This is a genomic window from Enterococcus sp. CSURQ0835, assembly GCF_902706605.1.
Lineage (GTDB): Bacteria > Bacillota > Bacilli > Lactobacillales > Enterococcaceae > Enterococcus_A.
Genome location: NZ_CACSLH010000020.1, coordinates 1 through 14,139, shown reverse-complemented (window position 1 = coordinate 14,139; position 14,139 = coordinate 1). Strand labels below are relative to the sequence as shown.

The 14,139-nt window shown below is 40.9% G+C and carries 17 protein-coding genes and 1 rRNA gene; 3 read left to right on the top strand and 15 right to left on the bottom strand.

The features are described 5' to 3' along the window. Positions 1 to 116 precede the first annotated feature (116 nt). The 11 genes from GVJ38_RS09045 to GVJ38_RS08995 form a co-directional block, all read right to left on the bottom strand. Positions 117 to 350, bottom strand: coding sequence for a hypothetical protein (locus GVJ38_RS09045; protein ID WP_159722832.1), 234 nt, complete (start codon positions 348 to 350; stop codon positions 117 to 119). A gap of 23 nt (positions 351 to 373) precedes the next feature. Further along, a complete protein-coding gene (locus GVJ38_RS09040; RefSeq protein ID WP_159722831.1) occupies positions 374 to 982 on the bottom strand; it encodes a hypothetical protein in 609 nt (202 codons plus the stop codon). Between the two features lie 35 nt (positions 983 to 1,017). Next, the gene (locus tag GVJ38_RS09035; protein ID WP_159722830.1) at positions 1,018 to 1,554 is read right to left on the bottom strand and encodes a hypothetical protein; all 537 of its coding nucleotides are present in this window, start codon (positions 1,552 to 1,554) and stop codon (positions 1,018 to 1,020) included. Positions 1,555 to 1,570: 16 nt separating this feature from the next. Further along, positions 1,571 to 3,724, bottom strand: coding sequence for a hypothetical protein (locus GVJ38_RS09030; protein ID WP_159722829.1), 2,154 nt, complete (start codon positions 3,722 to 3,724; stop codon positions 1,571 to 1,573). Between the two features lie 323 nt (positions 3,725 to 4,047). Continuing rightward, positions 4,048 to 4,722, bottom strand: a complete 675-nt coding sequence (locus tag GVJ38_RS09025; protein ID WP_159722828.1) for a hypothetical protein — start codon at positions 4,720 to 4,722, stop codon at positions 4,048 to 4,050. Positions 4,723 to 4,726: 4 nt separating this feature from the next. Beyond that, positions 4,727 to 5,854 carry an NAD(P)-dependent alcohol dehydrogenase gene (locus tag GVJ38_RS09020; protein ID WP_159722827.1) on the bottom strand — a complete coding sequence of 376 codons (1,128 nt, stop codon included), beginning with the start codon at positions 5,852 to 5,854 and terminating at the stop codon, positions 4,727 to 4,729. Next, a complete protein-coding gene (buk, locus tag GVJ38_RS09015; RefSeq protein ID WP_159722826.1) occupies positions 5,851 to 6,936 on the bottom strand; it encodes a butyrate kinase in 1,086 nt (361 codons plus the stop codon). The genes GVJ38_RS09020 and buk overlap by 4 nt, the downstream gene beginning before the upstream one ends. Next, positions 6,896 to 7,822 (bottom strand): phosphate acyltransferase, encoded by a 927-nt coding sequence (locus GVJ38_RS09010; protein WP_159722825.1) that lies wholly within the window; start codon positions 7,820 to 7,822, stop codon positions 6,896 to 6,898. Before GVJ38_RS09010 ends, buk begins: the two co-directional genes overlap by 41 nt. Positions 7,823 to 7,831: 9 nt before the next feature. Beyond that, positions 7,832 to 9,172, bottom strand: a complete 1,341-nt coding sequence (locus GVJ38_RS09005) for an aldehyde dehydrogenase family protein (RefSeq protein WP_159722824.1) — start codon at positions 9,170 to 9,172, stop codon at positions 7,832 to 7,834. Between the two features lie 555 nt (positions 9,173 to 9,727). Beyond that, a complete protein-coding gene (locus GVJ38_RS09000; RefSeq protein ID WP_159722823.1) occupies positions 9,728 to 10,141 on the bottom strand; it encodes a pyridoxamine 5'-phosphate oxidase family protein in 414 nt (137 codons plus the stop codon). A 21-nt stretch (positions 10,142 to 10,162) separates the two neighbouring features. Then, positions 10,163 to 10,804, bottom strand: coding sequence for an HI_0552 family protein (locus tag GVJ38_RS08995; protein ID WP_159722822.1), 642 nt, complete (start codon positions 10,802 to 10,804; stop codon positions 10,163 to 10,165). 126 nt (positions 10,805 to 10,930) lie between these two features. Here GVJ38_RS08995 and GVJ38_RS08990 point away from each other — a divergent pair, with 126 nt between their 5' ends. Then, positions 10,931 to 11,245, top strand: a complete 315-nt coding sequence (locus GVJ38_RS08990; RefSeq protein ID WP_159722821.1) for a DUF960 family protein — start codon at positions 10,931 to 10,933, stop codon at positions 11,243 to 11,245. Between the two features lie 59 nt (positions 11,246 to 11,304). On the opposite strand, the gene GVJ38_RS08985 is transcribed toward GVJ38_RS08990, so the two are convergent. Both GVJ38_RS08985 and GVJ38_RS08980 read right to left on the bottom strand, forming a co-directional pair. After that, complete coding sequence (locus GVJ38_RS08985) at positions 11,305 to 11,742, bottom strand: universal stress protein (RefSeq protein ID WP_159722820.1); 438 nt, start codon at positions 11,740 to 11,742, stop codon at positions 11,305 to 11,307. Between the two features lie 54 nt (positions 11,743 to 11,796). Next, the gene (locus tag GVJ38_RS08980) at positions 11,797 to 12,231 is read right to left on the bottom strand and encodes a universal stress protein (RefSeq protein WP_159722873.1); all 435 of its coding nucleotides are present in this window, start codon (positions 12,229 to 12,231) and stop codon (positions 11,797 to 11,799) included. Positions 12,232 to 12,336: 105 nt separating this feature from the next. On the opposite strand from GVJ38_RS08980, the gene GVJ38_RS08975 reads away from it, so the two are divergent. Together GVJ38_RS08975 and GVJ38_RS14175 are read left to right on the top strand one after the other, a co-directional pair. After that, entirely contained in the window at positions 12,337 to 12,738 is a 402-nt protein-coding gene (locus GVJ38_RS08975) for a DUF697 domain-containing protein (RefSeq protein ID WP_268839985.1), read from the top strand. 283 nt (positions 12,739 to 13,021) lie between these two features. Next, positions 13,022 to 13,174 (top strand): hypothetical protein, encoded by a 153-nt coding sequence (locus GVJ38_RS14175; RefSeq protein WP_200849483.1) that lies wholly within the window; start codon positions 13,022 to 13,024, stop codon positions 13,172 to 13,174. 288 nt (positions 13,175 to 13,462) lie between these two features. On the opposite strand, the gene GVJ38_RS08970 is transcribed toward GVJ38_RS14175, so the two are convergent. Both GVJ38_RS08970 and rrf read right to left on the bottom strand, forming a co-directional pair. After that, positions 13,463 to 13,888, bottom strand: coding sequence for a universal stress protein (locus GVJ38_RS08970; RefSeq protein WP_159722818.1), 426 nt, complete (start codon positions 13,886 to 13,888; stop codon positions 13,463 to 13,465). 120 nt (positions 13,889 to 14,008) lie between these two features. Further along, a 5S ribosomal RNA gene (gene rrf, locus GVJ38_RS08965) occupies positions 14,009 to 14,124 on the bottom strand. Positions 14,125 to 14,139 lie beyond the last annotated feature (15 nt).

Genomic DNA, 14,139 nt, shown 5'->3' with positions numbered 1-14,139 from the left:
GAAATTTTTATGAAGTAACTGTTTCAACTAGTGATGAAAGGACTAAAAAACGCCTGCAGCACTTGGCCGCAAGCGGATCTATTTTAGCTGAAAGTCGTTCAAGCCTATCCTAGCAGTTAAGCAAACGTCCGCTTTAACTGATGGGCGAGCACAACTAGCACACAGATAAGACAACCTAACACGCTTAACTCATGACTAGTCATCTCATTGGTCTGAGGAAGAGTCCCATCGTAAACTTGGATATCATTTACACGCGGGGTTAAATCATCTCGTTGATCAGCTAGTGGGACACTGCTTGCCGGTAGTTCAATACCAGTCAGTGTTCCTTCTACTTCAATTTGATTATCCATGGTACCCTCCTTTGATCAGCTGACTAAAATGTATCTGGGACAACAAATCTAAGTTTCAAGTTATAATTACTTACTTGTTTTGTTGTAACTTTACTGCCATCCAATGAGCCGCTATAAGTAAACGTCATCTCAGATGGTGCTGAACCATCGGCTGCATCTGATGTTAATTTTCCTGCATTATTTCCCAATTCTGCAATTTTAACATTTGACAGTGGCCCGATTGCTGCTCCTTCTTTAATAATCGGAATTGAATTGAAACTACTACCTGCTGTTGCATCAAGATTCACTTCTAAATTAGTATCTTGATTAATTCCGTTTGGACCATTTAAAGTGAATCCATTTGCTTGAATCGTTACCGGTCTTCCTGAATTATTAATAATGCTATAAGTCGGTGCTTTGATAACGTCTTCTCCAGGACTGCTATAAAAAAGCGTTTTACTAGGAACGGTCACATTGACCCAGTCCTCATTACCTTCATCGATCCCGCCATTTTCATCAGTATTGTCAGCCCCTAATGTTCCTTGAACGGGAATCGATCCCGTGCTTTCTCCATTGATCTCTGCTGCTAGTACATTCGTTGAAAACCCTAATATCCCTACACTGATCGTCAAACCTGCAATCCATTTTTTCATAACTAAACTCGCTCCTTTTAATTTCTTTGATTTATTTATTGAACCATAATGGTTAATAACGATTGGACTTCACCTTGTTTCTTGTTTGTAGCTGGATTATAAATATTAAAAGTTGCAGTGGCTTGATACTCGCCTGCTTCTAGTCTTTTTTCTAACATTGCTTCGGTGATTTCTTCTCCTGGTTGGATGGCTCCTGAGTTATATACAACCTCATTCGTATCATCTAATGTGACCACTACATTCACCGGCTGCGAATTGATCGGTGGATTTTGAATCGCTAGCTTTCCATTCATCGTCGTTTGATCAAACGCTGCCTTAGAGACGATTCGCATATTGAACTGGCTTTCATCGGCTGCTTTTTGCGCGTACTCACTGAGCTCTTTTTCCGTCATTTTAGCGGCATCTTTTCCAGCTGGTAAAAAATCTCCAGCTACTACTGTTGCGGGAATCGTTTCTTTTTTCAAAAAATACTCATACACCACATAACCGGTCACCAACAGCACTGAAAGTAACAAGGCTATTAAGACCTTCCTTTTTCGCATGATTTTCATTTGCTGATTAACTGCTTCCATTAGTAAACTGTCCCTCCTACGGTAATTTAGTAACTTTAAATTTTAGTTCATAGCCAACTGTTCGAACTTCATCATATGGACCTGAGAATTTCCCAGTTAGATCCAAAGTAGCTCGACTTTGTATATCATTCCAATAAGGTTGTAATGTCATTTTAGCTTCATTCGCTACTCTACCCGATAAGAGATTCCAACTCGTTGTTTGACCATTAACTGTTGCTTGACAATTCAACCAAAGTGACTTAGGGGTATTCACATCGTAATCTGGAACTAGTGCAATCTCAGCATCTGAATTTGGTACAACCTCTACTTCAGCTAAATGAATCTGGATCGGCAAGTTACTAGTATTTTCGAGCTGGCAGTCTGCTAAGTGATCCATTGTAATACTTTCTTTCGGACTCTTAAATGTAAGTTGATCTGCCAATTTAGCTTGAATAAATTCCGCGACACTTAATCGTGTTTCTTTCCATTGAGTCGTGAAAATTGCCTCATTATTTTTAGCTTCGATCCGACCATAGACATAGTATTCCCCTGCTAAAACATGTGGAATGATCACTTCTGTGTTACTTTCTGAGTTGCTCCATTCACTATCGTTAATATAAATTCCACTATCTGCAGCTGACTCACCTTCATAAGTATGGTTGACTTCAGTTTGGTTGATTAGTCCTTCATTATCAGCCAAACGCTGTTTCGTTAAAACATAGTTGCCGCGATATTGCCACGTAGCGTCCAATGAACTATTGACAGTCTGTAATCCCAATATAGCGTCACTCTTTCTAGTCCCCACCTCACTACGGACACCGATTTGATCAAAAGTGATGGCCGGAACATAAACGACCTTACGTTTATTTTGATAGGCTATATTTTTCGCCTCTTCTCCAGCAGTGACGGTTTGTAGCACATTATTTGTTTCATCGATAAGTTGATACAATCCTTGCCCGCTATTTTTGATTGAAAGACTGCCACTAGCGATAGCCGAATTCGAATTATTCTCTTCAGTCGTAAATTGGATCTGCTTCGGATCAGTAGCTTGGAACGTAGCAGATTTTAAATCTAATCCCTCATTTGCAGTCGAAGCTAGAAATTCGCCTTGTTCTGCGACCGTTATCACTGGCTGCGTTACAATTCGACAAAAATCATTACTAGTTTGTTCGCCATCCATTTTTTTATAGTGAAACCGGGCATTTTTTTGGATTCTTAAATCTAATGAACTATTGGCATAAAAAAGCGCATGCTTGCCAGAAGTAATATCCACAACAGCATTTTCTTCAACTGTCACGACTCCTGGAATCTGGCTTTTTAACCAAAATACTCCTTCTGAAGAATTCGTGTTTTGATAAATCGTAGTTTGGCTATCCTTTTTAAAATTAATGATGCCATAGCCTTCTGAAAATTCTTGGGAAGAGGCTCCGGGGGAAACTTTGAACTCATTGATTCCGCTGAAGTTCAATGTATTATCTGCCCGACCAGCATAAAATGGTTGTCCACCAACTTCTGCTTGATAAACTATATTTTCAATATTGACTACCGTACCTGTATTATTAGTCGTTAAAAAACCATAAAATGTGCTTCCTGGATACTCAACTGAACCAAAATTTAGATTTTTAAACGTGATCGTTAAATCATTCTTACCAGTTACAAAAAGTCCACCACTAATTCCATTGCCTCCGGTGTAATTCAGGGTAAAGTTACTTTCTCCAGCACCACTGCCGTCAATCACAGTATCTGTCTTAATCGATAGCTTTCCGGTATCACTGATTAAAATATCGTTAGTCAATTGAATATATTTTATTCCGGATACATCCGAAGCCACTGCTGTTTCTAATTCTGCAAAATCACTAACTAGAAAAGGATCCTCAACACTTCCAGTCCCGCTTACTAGTCTGACGTTGTTTTCTGGTGCATGATTTGTTGGTGGATCTTCGAACGTTGTGTCGACCAAATTTTCAGCGGAAGGTGAAGTGCTATTTGCGATTGCTGCATTCGTTTGCTTTTCATCGTCAACCATTGAAGTTTCCAATAGTTTCGTTGATGAAGTTTTCGTTATTTCATCACTGCCAATAGTTTTATCTAAATAGGATGTCTCTTTCCCAAAATTAATCGATGGCATAAGAAATGTAACTAGCAAAAAAGCCGATAACACAATATTAAGTATTTTCCTTTTACGTTTCAAAAGATCACCTCTCTGCTAATTTCAAATAATTTTATTTTAAACATGTTTTTTTAATTATATTTTTATGTTATTAAATTATTTAGAACAAGTCAAAGGATACGCTTTTTTAAAAAGTTAAACTGTTAGCAACTTCAAAAGAACATACCAATATCAATCACACGCAGCCTATTTACATCGGCTACTTGAAGCAGAACTCTTTTGATTAATCTCTGTCAAACAAAATGTACACAACAAAAAATAGACCCTACTAACTTTCGAAAACACTCATCGTTAGTGGTCTATTTTTGATTTCTAGTCCTTCGATTAATTACTCTCTTAGTTGTTTAAATAATTTCTTCTCTTGCCAAACTGGCAGGAGTCGAGCTTTTCTTAGTCGCAAATGATAAAATAATGCCTAATGCAATCGAACTAAAAGCAGCGACTGCTACCCGTAGATCTGCTGGCAATAAAAAAATCAGCGTATGAACTGGCAACCAAAAAAAGAGCCCGACTTGTAGCCAATTAAATAAGATAAACGTTGGCCAATCAATTCGTGTGATCAAGACTTTAAAAGACAGGGAAGCTCCCATCTGTCGTGCTTCGATTGCTAGGTCCAGCAAACGGTGAAAAGTATTCATGACAGGCGCAAAAGTCAGGTTCATGATTGCACTACCAAAAAAAGCTTGTGCTAGCGGAATTTCGGCAAAAGGTAAGAGCTTTTCAGTTTGTGCTACCCCAGCGCCACCCATAAATACGGAAAAAACAAGCGTGACCATCAGTCCTATGATCCCCCAAACTACGCCACGGTAAATCGTCGCCCTTGAAATTTCGTATCGTCCAGTAACGATTCGTTTGCCTAGTGCATCTCCCAGTGAAGCCAAAATCGCAAATTTAATCAGTCCTGCTAGATACGGATGCATCTGACTCGCTTGTAAAATCCAACCTCGTGTCAGTGGAAAGATGAACAGGCTGACTAAGGCCAAAAAAATGCCGCCCCACAATAAATCACCTTTTTTCATTGTCTCACCCCGAACGTCGCGGCGGTTCATACGACTGATCCATTACAACGACTGCCTTAATCACTTCACCGCTAAGCGAATCTTTTTCAGCTTGGTTGATCTCATTAAAGTCATAAAATTTAATAAATTGATCAAAGGGAAAATCCCCACGCTCATAAAAATCAATCAAATTAGGCAAATGATCTTTTGCGATCGTGTCTCCAATCAGCACACCACGGATTTTTTTATTACCAAAAACTAAGTCAAAAAATGTATTGACTTCAAAGTGTTTTTTCGTCACTGCTAGCGGAATGAATGTTCCAGAATGGCTGACGGATTGCAACGCTTGCGTCATCACTTCAGGGACACCGGTGGAATCAATTACATGCGGCAAGCCAACTCCTGCAGTCAATTCCGCAATCAAAGCCGCCGGATCGGTACTAGTACTATTGATGAGATGACTAGCTCCTAATTTTTTAGCTGTTTGCAGACGCTGATCATGCAGATCAATGGCTACGATTGGATAGCAACCAGCTAGTTTAGCGGCCATGATCGCAGCAAATCCAACTGCTCCAGTCCCAAAAATAGCAATCCCATCGCCCACATCAGGTTTTAAAACACTTAGCACGGCCCCACTACCTGTTCCGAGGCCACAGCCTAATGGACCTAACAATCGAAGGTCGACTTTCTTACTGACTTTGACAAGATTCGATTCATCCGTCAAACTATACGTTGAAAAAGCGGATTGATTAAAAAAATTATTGACCTCTTCCTCCTCTAAAGTGTGTAAAACATATTCTCCACGCACATTTTTCCCTTGATTATTGACCGTTAGCCAAAAAGTACAAGAGGACGGATGACCAGCACGACAATGGCGACATTTCCCACAATAAGCGTAAGATAAAATGACGTGATCGCCAACTTCAACGGAAGTAACGGCCGAGCCGACTTTTTCAACGATTCCCGCTCCTTCATGACCTAAAACATTCGGAAATGCCAAACTGTTTCCGTTACGCTCACCATAATCAGAACGACATAAACCTGAAGCTACGATCTTAACTAATACATCTTGAGCTTGAACTTCCGCTAACTCTAATTCCGTTATTTCATATGGTGCTCCTTTTTCTTTAACTAAAGCCGCAGTTATTTTCATGTTTTAACTTCCTTCCTATCGACAATTTGAAACTTCTGCAAATTCTCTTTCCCTGCTAGCACTCGTTGCGCACCATTAGCTAATGCGGCCAGCTCATGTTCGCCTGCTTCCACCACTACCGGCGCGATAAACTCCACACGTTGACGGATTTTAGCTACAACAGCGGCTGAGTAAGCCACGCCACCAGTCAAAATGATTCGATCAACGGTGCCATTGACAACTGTCGCTAGTTCCCCGATACCTTTTGCCACTTGATAACAAAATGCATCATGCACTAATGCCCAGGTTTGATTACCAGTTGCGATTTTTGCTTCAATTTCTTTCAAATCAGTTGTTCCTGTATAAGACTTAAACCCGCCTGAGCGTTTGTAGAGTCGCAGTAAAGCTTGTTCGTCGCGGGTTTCACCTAAATGAAAAACAGCTTTTAACGGCAAGCCGCCTGTTCGTTCCATGGCAAATGGCCCTTCATCATCGGAGATCAAATCGACCATCTTTCCTTGATGATGCAGACTGATCGAATTACCGCCACCTAAATGCGCTACGATACTTGTGCATTCACGATACGTTTGTTCCCGATCGCTAGCTACTTTCATCGCAACAGCGCGCATATTTAACGCGTGGCCCAAACTTTTTCGCTGGACACCTTTTAATCCTGAGATCCGAGCAATCGGTGGAAACTCATCCACTGAAACAGGATCGTAAATCAATGCCAGCGTTTCTGTGTTTGCTTCAAGCTGAATCTGTTGAGCCAAAAGAGCACCTAAATTAGCAGGATGTTCAATTGGTGTCATCTCAGTCAAATAATGGATCATCGCTGAATCGATTTGATACGCGCCTGCCTTGACTGGTGGTAAGATCCCGCCACGCGCAACGATCGCATCCAATTTTTTCGGCTCAATCCCATGTTTAATCATAAATTGAAAAATTACTAAGCGCCGAAAATCGAGTTGATCTAGCACATGAGAAAAATTTTCCAGCTCTTTTTCAGTATGAGAAAGAGCAACTGATTCTTTGAGATAACCCGCTTGATAATACGCGACTTTAGTGGAAGTTGAACCGGGATTGATCACCAAAATCTTCATTTTTTTCCTCCTTTGAACAATACAAAGCAAGTAACAATGAATTGACCTTTTCTTCTATACTTGAACCACGGGACGTCATAACGATCGGGACTTGAGCTCCTAAAATTACCCCGGCCATTTTAGCTCCTGCAAAAACAGTCAAACTTTTGCCTAAGACATTCATCGTTATAATATCAGGTCCAATCAAAATATCCGCCTCACCGGCAACCGGATCATGATATGCTTTTAACTTCGCACTTTCTTGACTGACCGAGAGATCCAACGAGATGGGGCCAGCAATTTGCAGTCCTTGAGCTTTAAATTTTTTACTCAATTCCGCAGCTTCCATGCTAGCGGATAATTTGGGATCGAGCGTTTCAGCTGCACTCAGCAAAGCAATTTTAGGTGTGGTGACACCCAAAGCCTGCATCACTTCATAGCTGCGCATGATCAATTGTTGCTTTTCAGCTAAACTAGGTTGGCGTAACATCCCACCATCACAGGTCAGCAATAATTTGTGGTACGCGGGGATCTCGTTTAACGCGACATGACACAACAACTGCTGGTTTTTCAAACCTGACTGTTTGCTAACGATCGCCTTTAAAAATGTACTTGAATGGAGGTTTCCTTTCATCAAACAATCTAGTTGGCCTGCTCGAACTAAATTCACCGCTAATCGGCTTGCTTCCTCAGGTGACTCTGCCGCAATGATCATATCGGCTGAATAGTCTAAATCAGTCAGCCACTGTCGGATCTGAGAAACGTCTCCGATCAAAACAGGCGTTACCCACGCAGCTACCTGCGATGAAAAGACTGCTTGTAATGATAACTGATCACACGCCACGATCCCGACCCGTAATGTGCGATTGACTCGCAAACGCTCAGCTAGCTCTTTAAAATTTTTCACCTTGATCACCTAATCCCAGTCAGCTTTAGTTGCGGTCGCTTCAATCGGCAACGCGATGCGCGCGATGTTGATCAAATGTCGATACGTCAAATTTTCAGCTAAAATATTATTCCCCCAACTTCCACAACCTAAAGAAACGGTCGGGTTCAACCCGTTCGTCGGCGCACCCCCTGCATCGATCGTCGGTTGATTCACAACTAACCGACTGACTGGAAGTTCCTTGCCTGCAAAATAAATATGTTTATTTACGTGGCTAAAAAGTCCAGCCGAATGACCAACACCTTCTAGCAATAAATTTTCTTTAGCATAGCTGACCGCTTCAGCGAAATCATCGTAGCCTTTCAAAATTAGAACCGGCGCCAATTTTTCTTTGCAGAGCCATTCTGCTGCCCCAATTTTTTCAACTTTGACGGCAAGAATTTGACTTTGTTCTTGTAAGTCTAGTCCCGCAGCGTTTGCGATCGTTGCTGAATCTTTCCCGATCAGCTCTGGATTTGGCTTTCCAGCCGGAAAAAGAACTTCCCGCAATTGAGCCCGCTGTTTCTCAGTAGAATAGACGGTAGCTCCAGCTTTTTCTAAGGCAGCAAATACCGCTGCTTCTTTTTCATTCGGATAAAATAAACTTTGTTGGCAAGCACACACGATTCCATTATCAAATGCACGACCAATCACGGAAAATTCCGCTGCTTGGGTCACATCAAAGTCACGATCCAAAATCGCTTGAACGTTTCCCGGCCCAACACCATAAGCCGGTTTCCCACTAGAATAGGCCGTCTTGACTAATCCTGGACCACCAGTTGCCACGATCAAATCAACTTCTTCCATTAATTGACGGGAATACTCAATACTCGGTTCAGGGATCACTTGGAACAAATCAGCCGGAGCGCCGCAATCTGTCAGTGCTTCTCGCATCAATCCGATCGTCTGTTGCGTCGTTTTTTTGGCCCGAGGATGCGGCGAAACGATCAAAGCATTTTTGCCTTTTAAAGCCATCAAGCCATTACCCAACGGTGTGATCGTTGGATTTGTAGTCGGTGTGATCGAGCCGATCACACCGATGGGATGCGCAATCTCAATCAAACCTTTCTCTGGAATTTCCCGAAGCACTCCGACAGATGGTTGGCCTTTCAAACTCCCGTAAATATTTTTGGCCATATTTTGGTTTTTACCGATCTTATGCTCGAAACATCCTAAGCGTGTTTCATCCACGGCTAATTTAGCTAAAGGTTCAGCTTGATCTGCAATTTTTTTAGCAATAGCTAGTAACAGTTGGTCAACTTGTTTTTGATCATAGTCGGCTATTTGTTTAACAGCTTGCCGTGCTTTGGTGATCAGTTCTTCGATCAACATCGAGGTCGCCCCTTTCTTGAAACTCTTTTAACCAGCATAAAAGACCACCTGAAGTCCCGTCAAAAACGTGAAATAAAAAACAGACCTTCCCGGTAATGGAAAAGTCTGGCTAGAAAAAAAGTGGTCCCAGCAAAAAAACGCTTGATTCCGATATTACTTTCAGTAGCTTCTTTAAGGCAAAAAATTTCATTCAAACGATTTTATAAATTTTATTTTTAAATATTATCAAACAGCTCACAGCTTGCGTTTAATAGCTTATTTTAATAAAATTTCATGCGTGTCTGCTTAAACGGATAATTCAACTAAGAAAAAATTTCGCAATTGCTTGTTTTTTTACTACTTGTGAACCTTGCCTGTTTTAATTCACTTACTCTGAAAAATCAAAAAGTTAATGAACTTTAAAAAGCGCTTGATTTAGCGCTTATGTAGTTTGGATTAGTTTAACTTGAACAAGTCCTCTCGAAAATTTTACTGAACTTAAAAACAAAGAACCTTTTATCTTCACTTGTGAAAAAAACACGAGGCAGAACTACTTTGTTCAGCCTCGTGTTTACGTTAATCGATTGCTTCAATTTCTGTAAATTCAGTTTGTAGTTCATGAAAATGTTTTACTTTCAATGTTTGGAATACGACTAAGACCGGATGTTGATAATTGAGTTGTTGTTGAAACTCATTTAGTTGCGCCGCTAACTTCCCATACTCGTCCAACTCTTCAACAAAAAAGTAACCCTTCAAAGCCAAGCTTTCATGTGCGGCAGCATCATAACAAAATAAAGTTCCTTGCCGATTGTGGCGGATGTTTTCAACTGTCTGCCCCTCACCATTGAGATAAAACTTAAAACGATGGAAGCCCCCATGCCGTTCGATCGGTTTAGAAACTGCGATCGCATGTGGAAAGCCATCACTGCCAATCGTAGTGATCGTAAATGTATCTGCAGCTTCCAGCAGCTTTTCAATTGCTTGATCCATAAAAAATTCCTCCTTCAAAAGTTAAATCGCGTCATACAATTCTGCTAACGCTTGTAAATACACGGCTATTTTTTCCGTTACGGATACAATCGGTCCAGGTGCATAAAAAAGCGCGCCTAATTGAAAGGTCGAATCCGTAGCTTCTAAGTGCGCCCGAAAAGCATTTTGATAGGCCGGGTCAGCTAAATACTCAGCTAATGGCAGATGAGTATGAAGTTCTGGCTCGGCATTATCCCAAATATAAAATGATCCGATCTCATGTCTTTCGGCCCAACGTGGCACTTGCTCCAAAACTTGATTATACTCAGACTTCGTTTTATAATGAGCATCACTTTTATAATGCTGATACATTAAATAAATTTGAAATTGTTTTTGATTTAGCAATGTCGCTAAACAAGTCGCTTCTTGTTGTCGCAAACTACCGCGATACGCACACCAAAAATGATTACGTAAATTCCAGCCATTCGTCCAGCTTTCAACTTTTGGCACGGTAAAAGCTGGCGGCAGTGTCACTGTTTGATTTAATTGTTTCCATTTTTGCCAATGAGTTTGGTAATCTGTCTTCAACGCTGTGATCTCGGCCGTTGATTTTTTGGCTTTCAACTTTTTAAAACTAAATTCAGGTTGTTCAAATAAAGCAAAGTCGCTTGCTACTATTTCCATTTACCACGTCACCTTTCCTTACTTTCCACGATACCATTTTTTAGAAAAAAATACAGTTTGAACGGATCTTCCATCATAATTAATGCTATCATTACAGTAAAGCAAATAGGAAAGGCGTGAATCACGTTGTTTGAATCCACAAAAGAAAAGAAAAGTGAGCTTTCTGCTGATCAGTTGCCATTACAAATGCAAAGCGAGCTTTGGCATTTGATTTTTTTGCGTCAACATAAAGGCCTGCCGCTGACTTCGCCGCAACGTTTTAACCTATTTAAAGATCCTCATAGTCAAACATTGAGTGTCGTTCATTCACAGGCCGAACCTTATTTTTCAGATAGTGTCTCAGCTCCTTACATCGAAGCGTATGCGGCACTTGAATTCCCACCACGGATCTTTGTCTATGATCAAGGGGACACGCTACTTATGACGACGCAAGCTAAATAAGTTTGACTTCATGGAAAACAGGAAAAACAAACCACAGTTGGTTGATTTTTCCTGTTTTTTTATTTGACGACCATCACATTACACGCTGCTCGATTCACGACATAAGAAGCAGTCGAACCGATGAAGACTCGTTCTAATGCACTGCGGCCGGTTGCGCCCATCAAAATCAAGTCAGCTTCGATCTGATCAGCAAACTCCACGATCTCACGCTTGGGGTTTCCTGCTGCAACATTTGTTTTCAGTCGGATCTTCGCTGCAGCGACTTCCGGTTCATTAGCTAAGTCAGCTAGAATTTGATGTGCTTGAGCTTGCGCTTCTTTTAAGATCTCGATTGAAGATGCACCGGTCGTTCCGCTAAACGTCGTAGTGTCGATCACCGTTAACAGTGTCAGCTTTCCCTGATTGCGTTTTGCGACTTGCACAGCTTCTTCAAACGCTTTTTTCGCTGGGGCGGACCCATCGACTGGCACTAAAATATTTTGATAACTATCTGCCATTTTTACTTTCCTTTCTCAACTACTTCCAAAAAATAAATTTAGTCGAGACGTTTTTTAGCGTACGACTAACACACTACAATTCGTATTATTTACCACAAATGAAGTCGTCGATCCCACGAGAGCCCGTTGAATCGCACCTTTGCCAGTCGGTCCCATGATGATCAAATCGATGTTTTGGCTTTCAGGGATGATCTTTGCTAAATATTCTTTTGGATCCCCGATCTCAATGACAGAAGACGTTTTATGAACTCCGGCTTGTTCAGCATCATGTAATTTTTTTAACATCTCTTTTTCGACGTTCTCTTTTTCTTCTTTTAAGATTTTAGAATACGCAAACGCGCTGTGTGCCAACTCATCTTCGTTGATGATCCAAGCGATCACCAGTGTCGCATCATTTGCTGCTGCTAATTGTACCCCTTCCATAAAAGCTTTTTCCGATTGCCGTGACCCATCGATTGCTACGAGGATCATTTTATAATTATTCATGATGGAACCGCCTCCTTTTTTATTTAGTATAGCACAACTGAAAAGCGAGACGAATCATTCTAACTTGTTAGAAATTGTTTAATTTGATCAACATTTCTCAGCTATCGAATTAAATCATGCTACACTGAAAAAAATAAACAAAGGAAGAAGAAGATGAACAAAACACAACGAAAAAAAGCTCATTTGATTATCCATGCTGCTTCAAGCGCTGCAGCTGGCATCGGTAGTGGCATGGCACCACTGCCGATCTCAGACTCCGTGGCACTTTTACCGATCCAAACGGCTATGATCGTCGCGCTAGCTAAAGTCTTCAATTTAAAATTAACTGAAGGCGCCGCTAAAGCGATGGCTACACAATTCATGGCACAACAAGCTGGACAAATGATCACGCGGTTTGCAGCTGGTAAAATCCCGATCGCCGGCAGTATCATCAACGGTACGACAGCTGCAGCGATTACGGAAGCATATGGCTGGTCGATCGTGAAAGAATTCTCAACTGAACAGAATTAAACTTTCCTTAATTGAAGCTGTTTCAGCTGCATATTGTTACTAGATTTGTTATACTAATGGGCGTGGATGAACTTGGTGTTTCACTCGTTCAATGAAGTAGTCCGCATTTAAGAAGAGGTGCAGGTTCGAATCCAGCCATCCACGCTTATAAATAAAATCAAAAACACTAGCTCGCCAACCGTTGGAAGATGAGCTAGTGTTTTTATTTTTTATCATCAGCGTTTGTTTTGTAACAACGTTTCAGATACAATGAACATGTCCCTAATTCAAAGGAGTGATCAACGTGAAATTCAAACATATTGTCATTTTTACGATCAAAGAATTTAACAACAACAAAGAAAAAGAGGGCTACTTTCCTCAAGACGGAGTTGTCATCAATGTTTTTGTAACGGCGATGTCTGGCATGAATGCGGTTGCTGTAGGCTACACCGAGTGATTGTTTTGAAATAATTTTTAAACGAATCTACTTAATCCTAAAAGATATGAAAAGGGTTATCTACTAGTAAATCTTTCAAGTTTCTATTCGTCTCACCCTCGCGATACAAAACTAGTCATAACTACCACTTTTTTAATCAGCGGTCAGCATCAACACTAATCTATTTTTGTGTCAAGTGAAGTTTCAAAAACAAACAACACTAGGTCTCCTGTTGTTACAAGAGGCCTAGTGTTCTTTCAGCGCGACCGTGTTTATTCCTAACGGTAAACTAACAGTCCTTTGAAAAAATTAACGCACGACCATCACGTTACAAGGTGCGTTATTTACTACATAAGCGGTCGTCGAACCTAACATTAAGCGGGAAAATGCTCCTGTTCCCGTTGTTCCGATCACGATCAAATCAATCTCGTGGTCTTTAGCATAATCACAAATCGCTGGTTTAGGATTTCCTTCTTCAATTACTTCAGTGTGTTCGATATCATCTGGGAGCTCAGCTTTCAACGTATCCATGATCGCATGTGTTGCCTCTTTTGCACTTTCTAAAACGGAGTTGACCGCATACGGTTCACCAATCAAACGGCTTGTGTCAGATACTGCCAACACATATAAATGTCCATTATTTCGTTTTGTCACCTCGATAGCTTCTTGAAATGCATGGTGCGCTTGTTTTGAGCCGTCAATTGCGACTAAGATGTTTTTATAACTCTCTTTCATTAGAAAACGCCTCCTTTTCCTCTATTGTAACGAAAAAAAGGCTTTTCTGTACAGTCAGAACACTTTTTGAAAATTTACATACAAAAAAAGCCATTCAGCTTTCACTAAATGACTTACGTTGCGCGGCGACGTCCTACTCTCACAAGGGGCAACCCCTCACTACGATCGGCGCTAAGAAGCTTAACTTCTGTGTTCGACATGGGAACAGGTGTATCCTTCATGCTATCGCCACCACACTATTGATTGAGTAA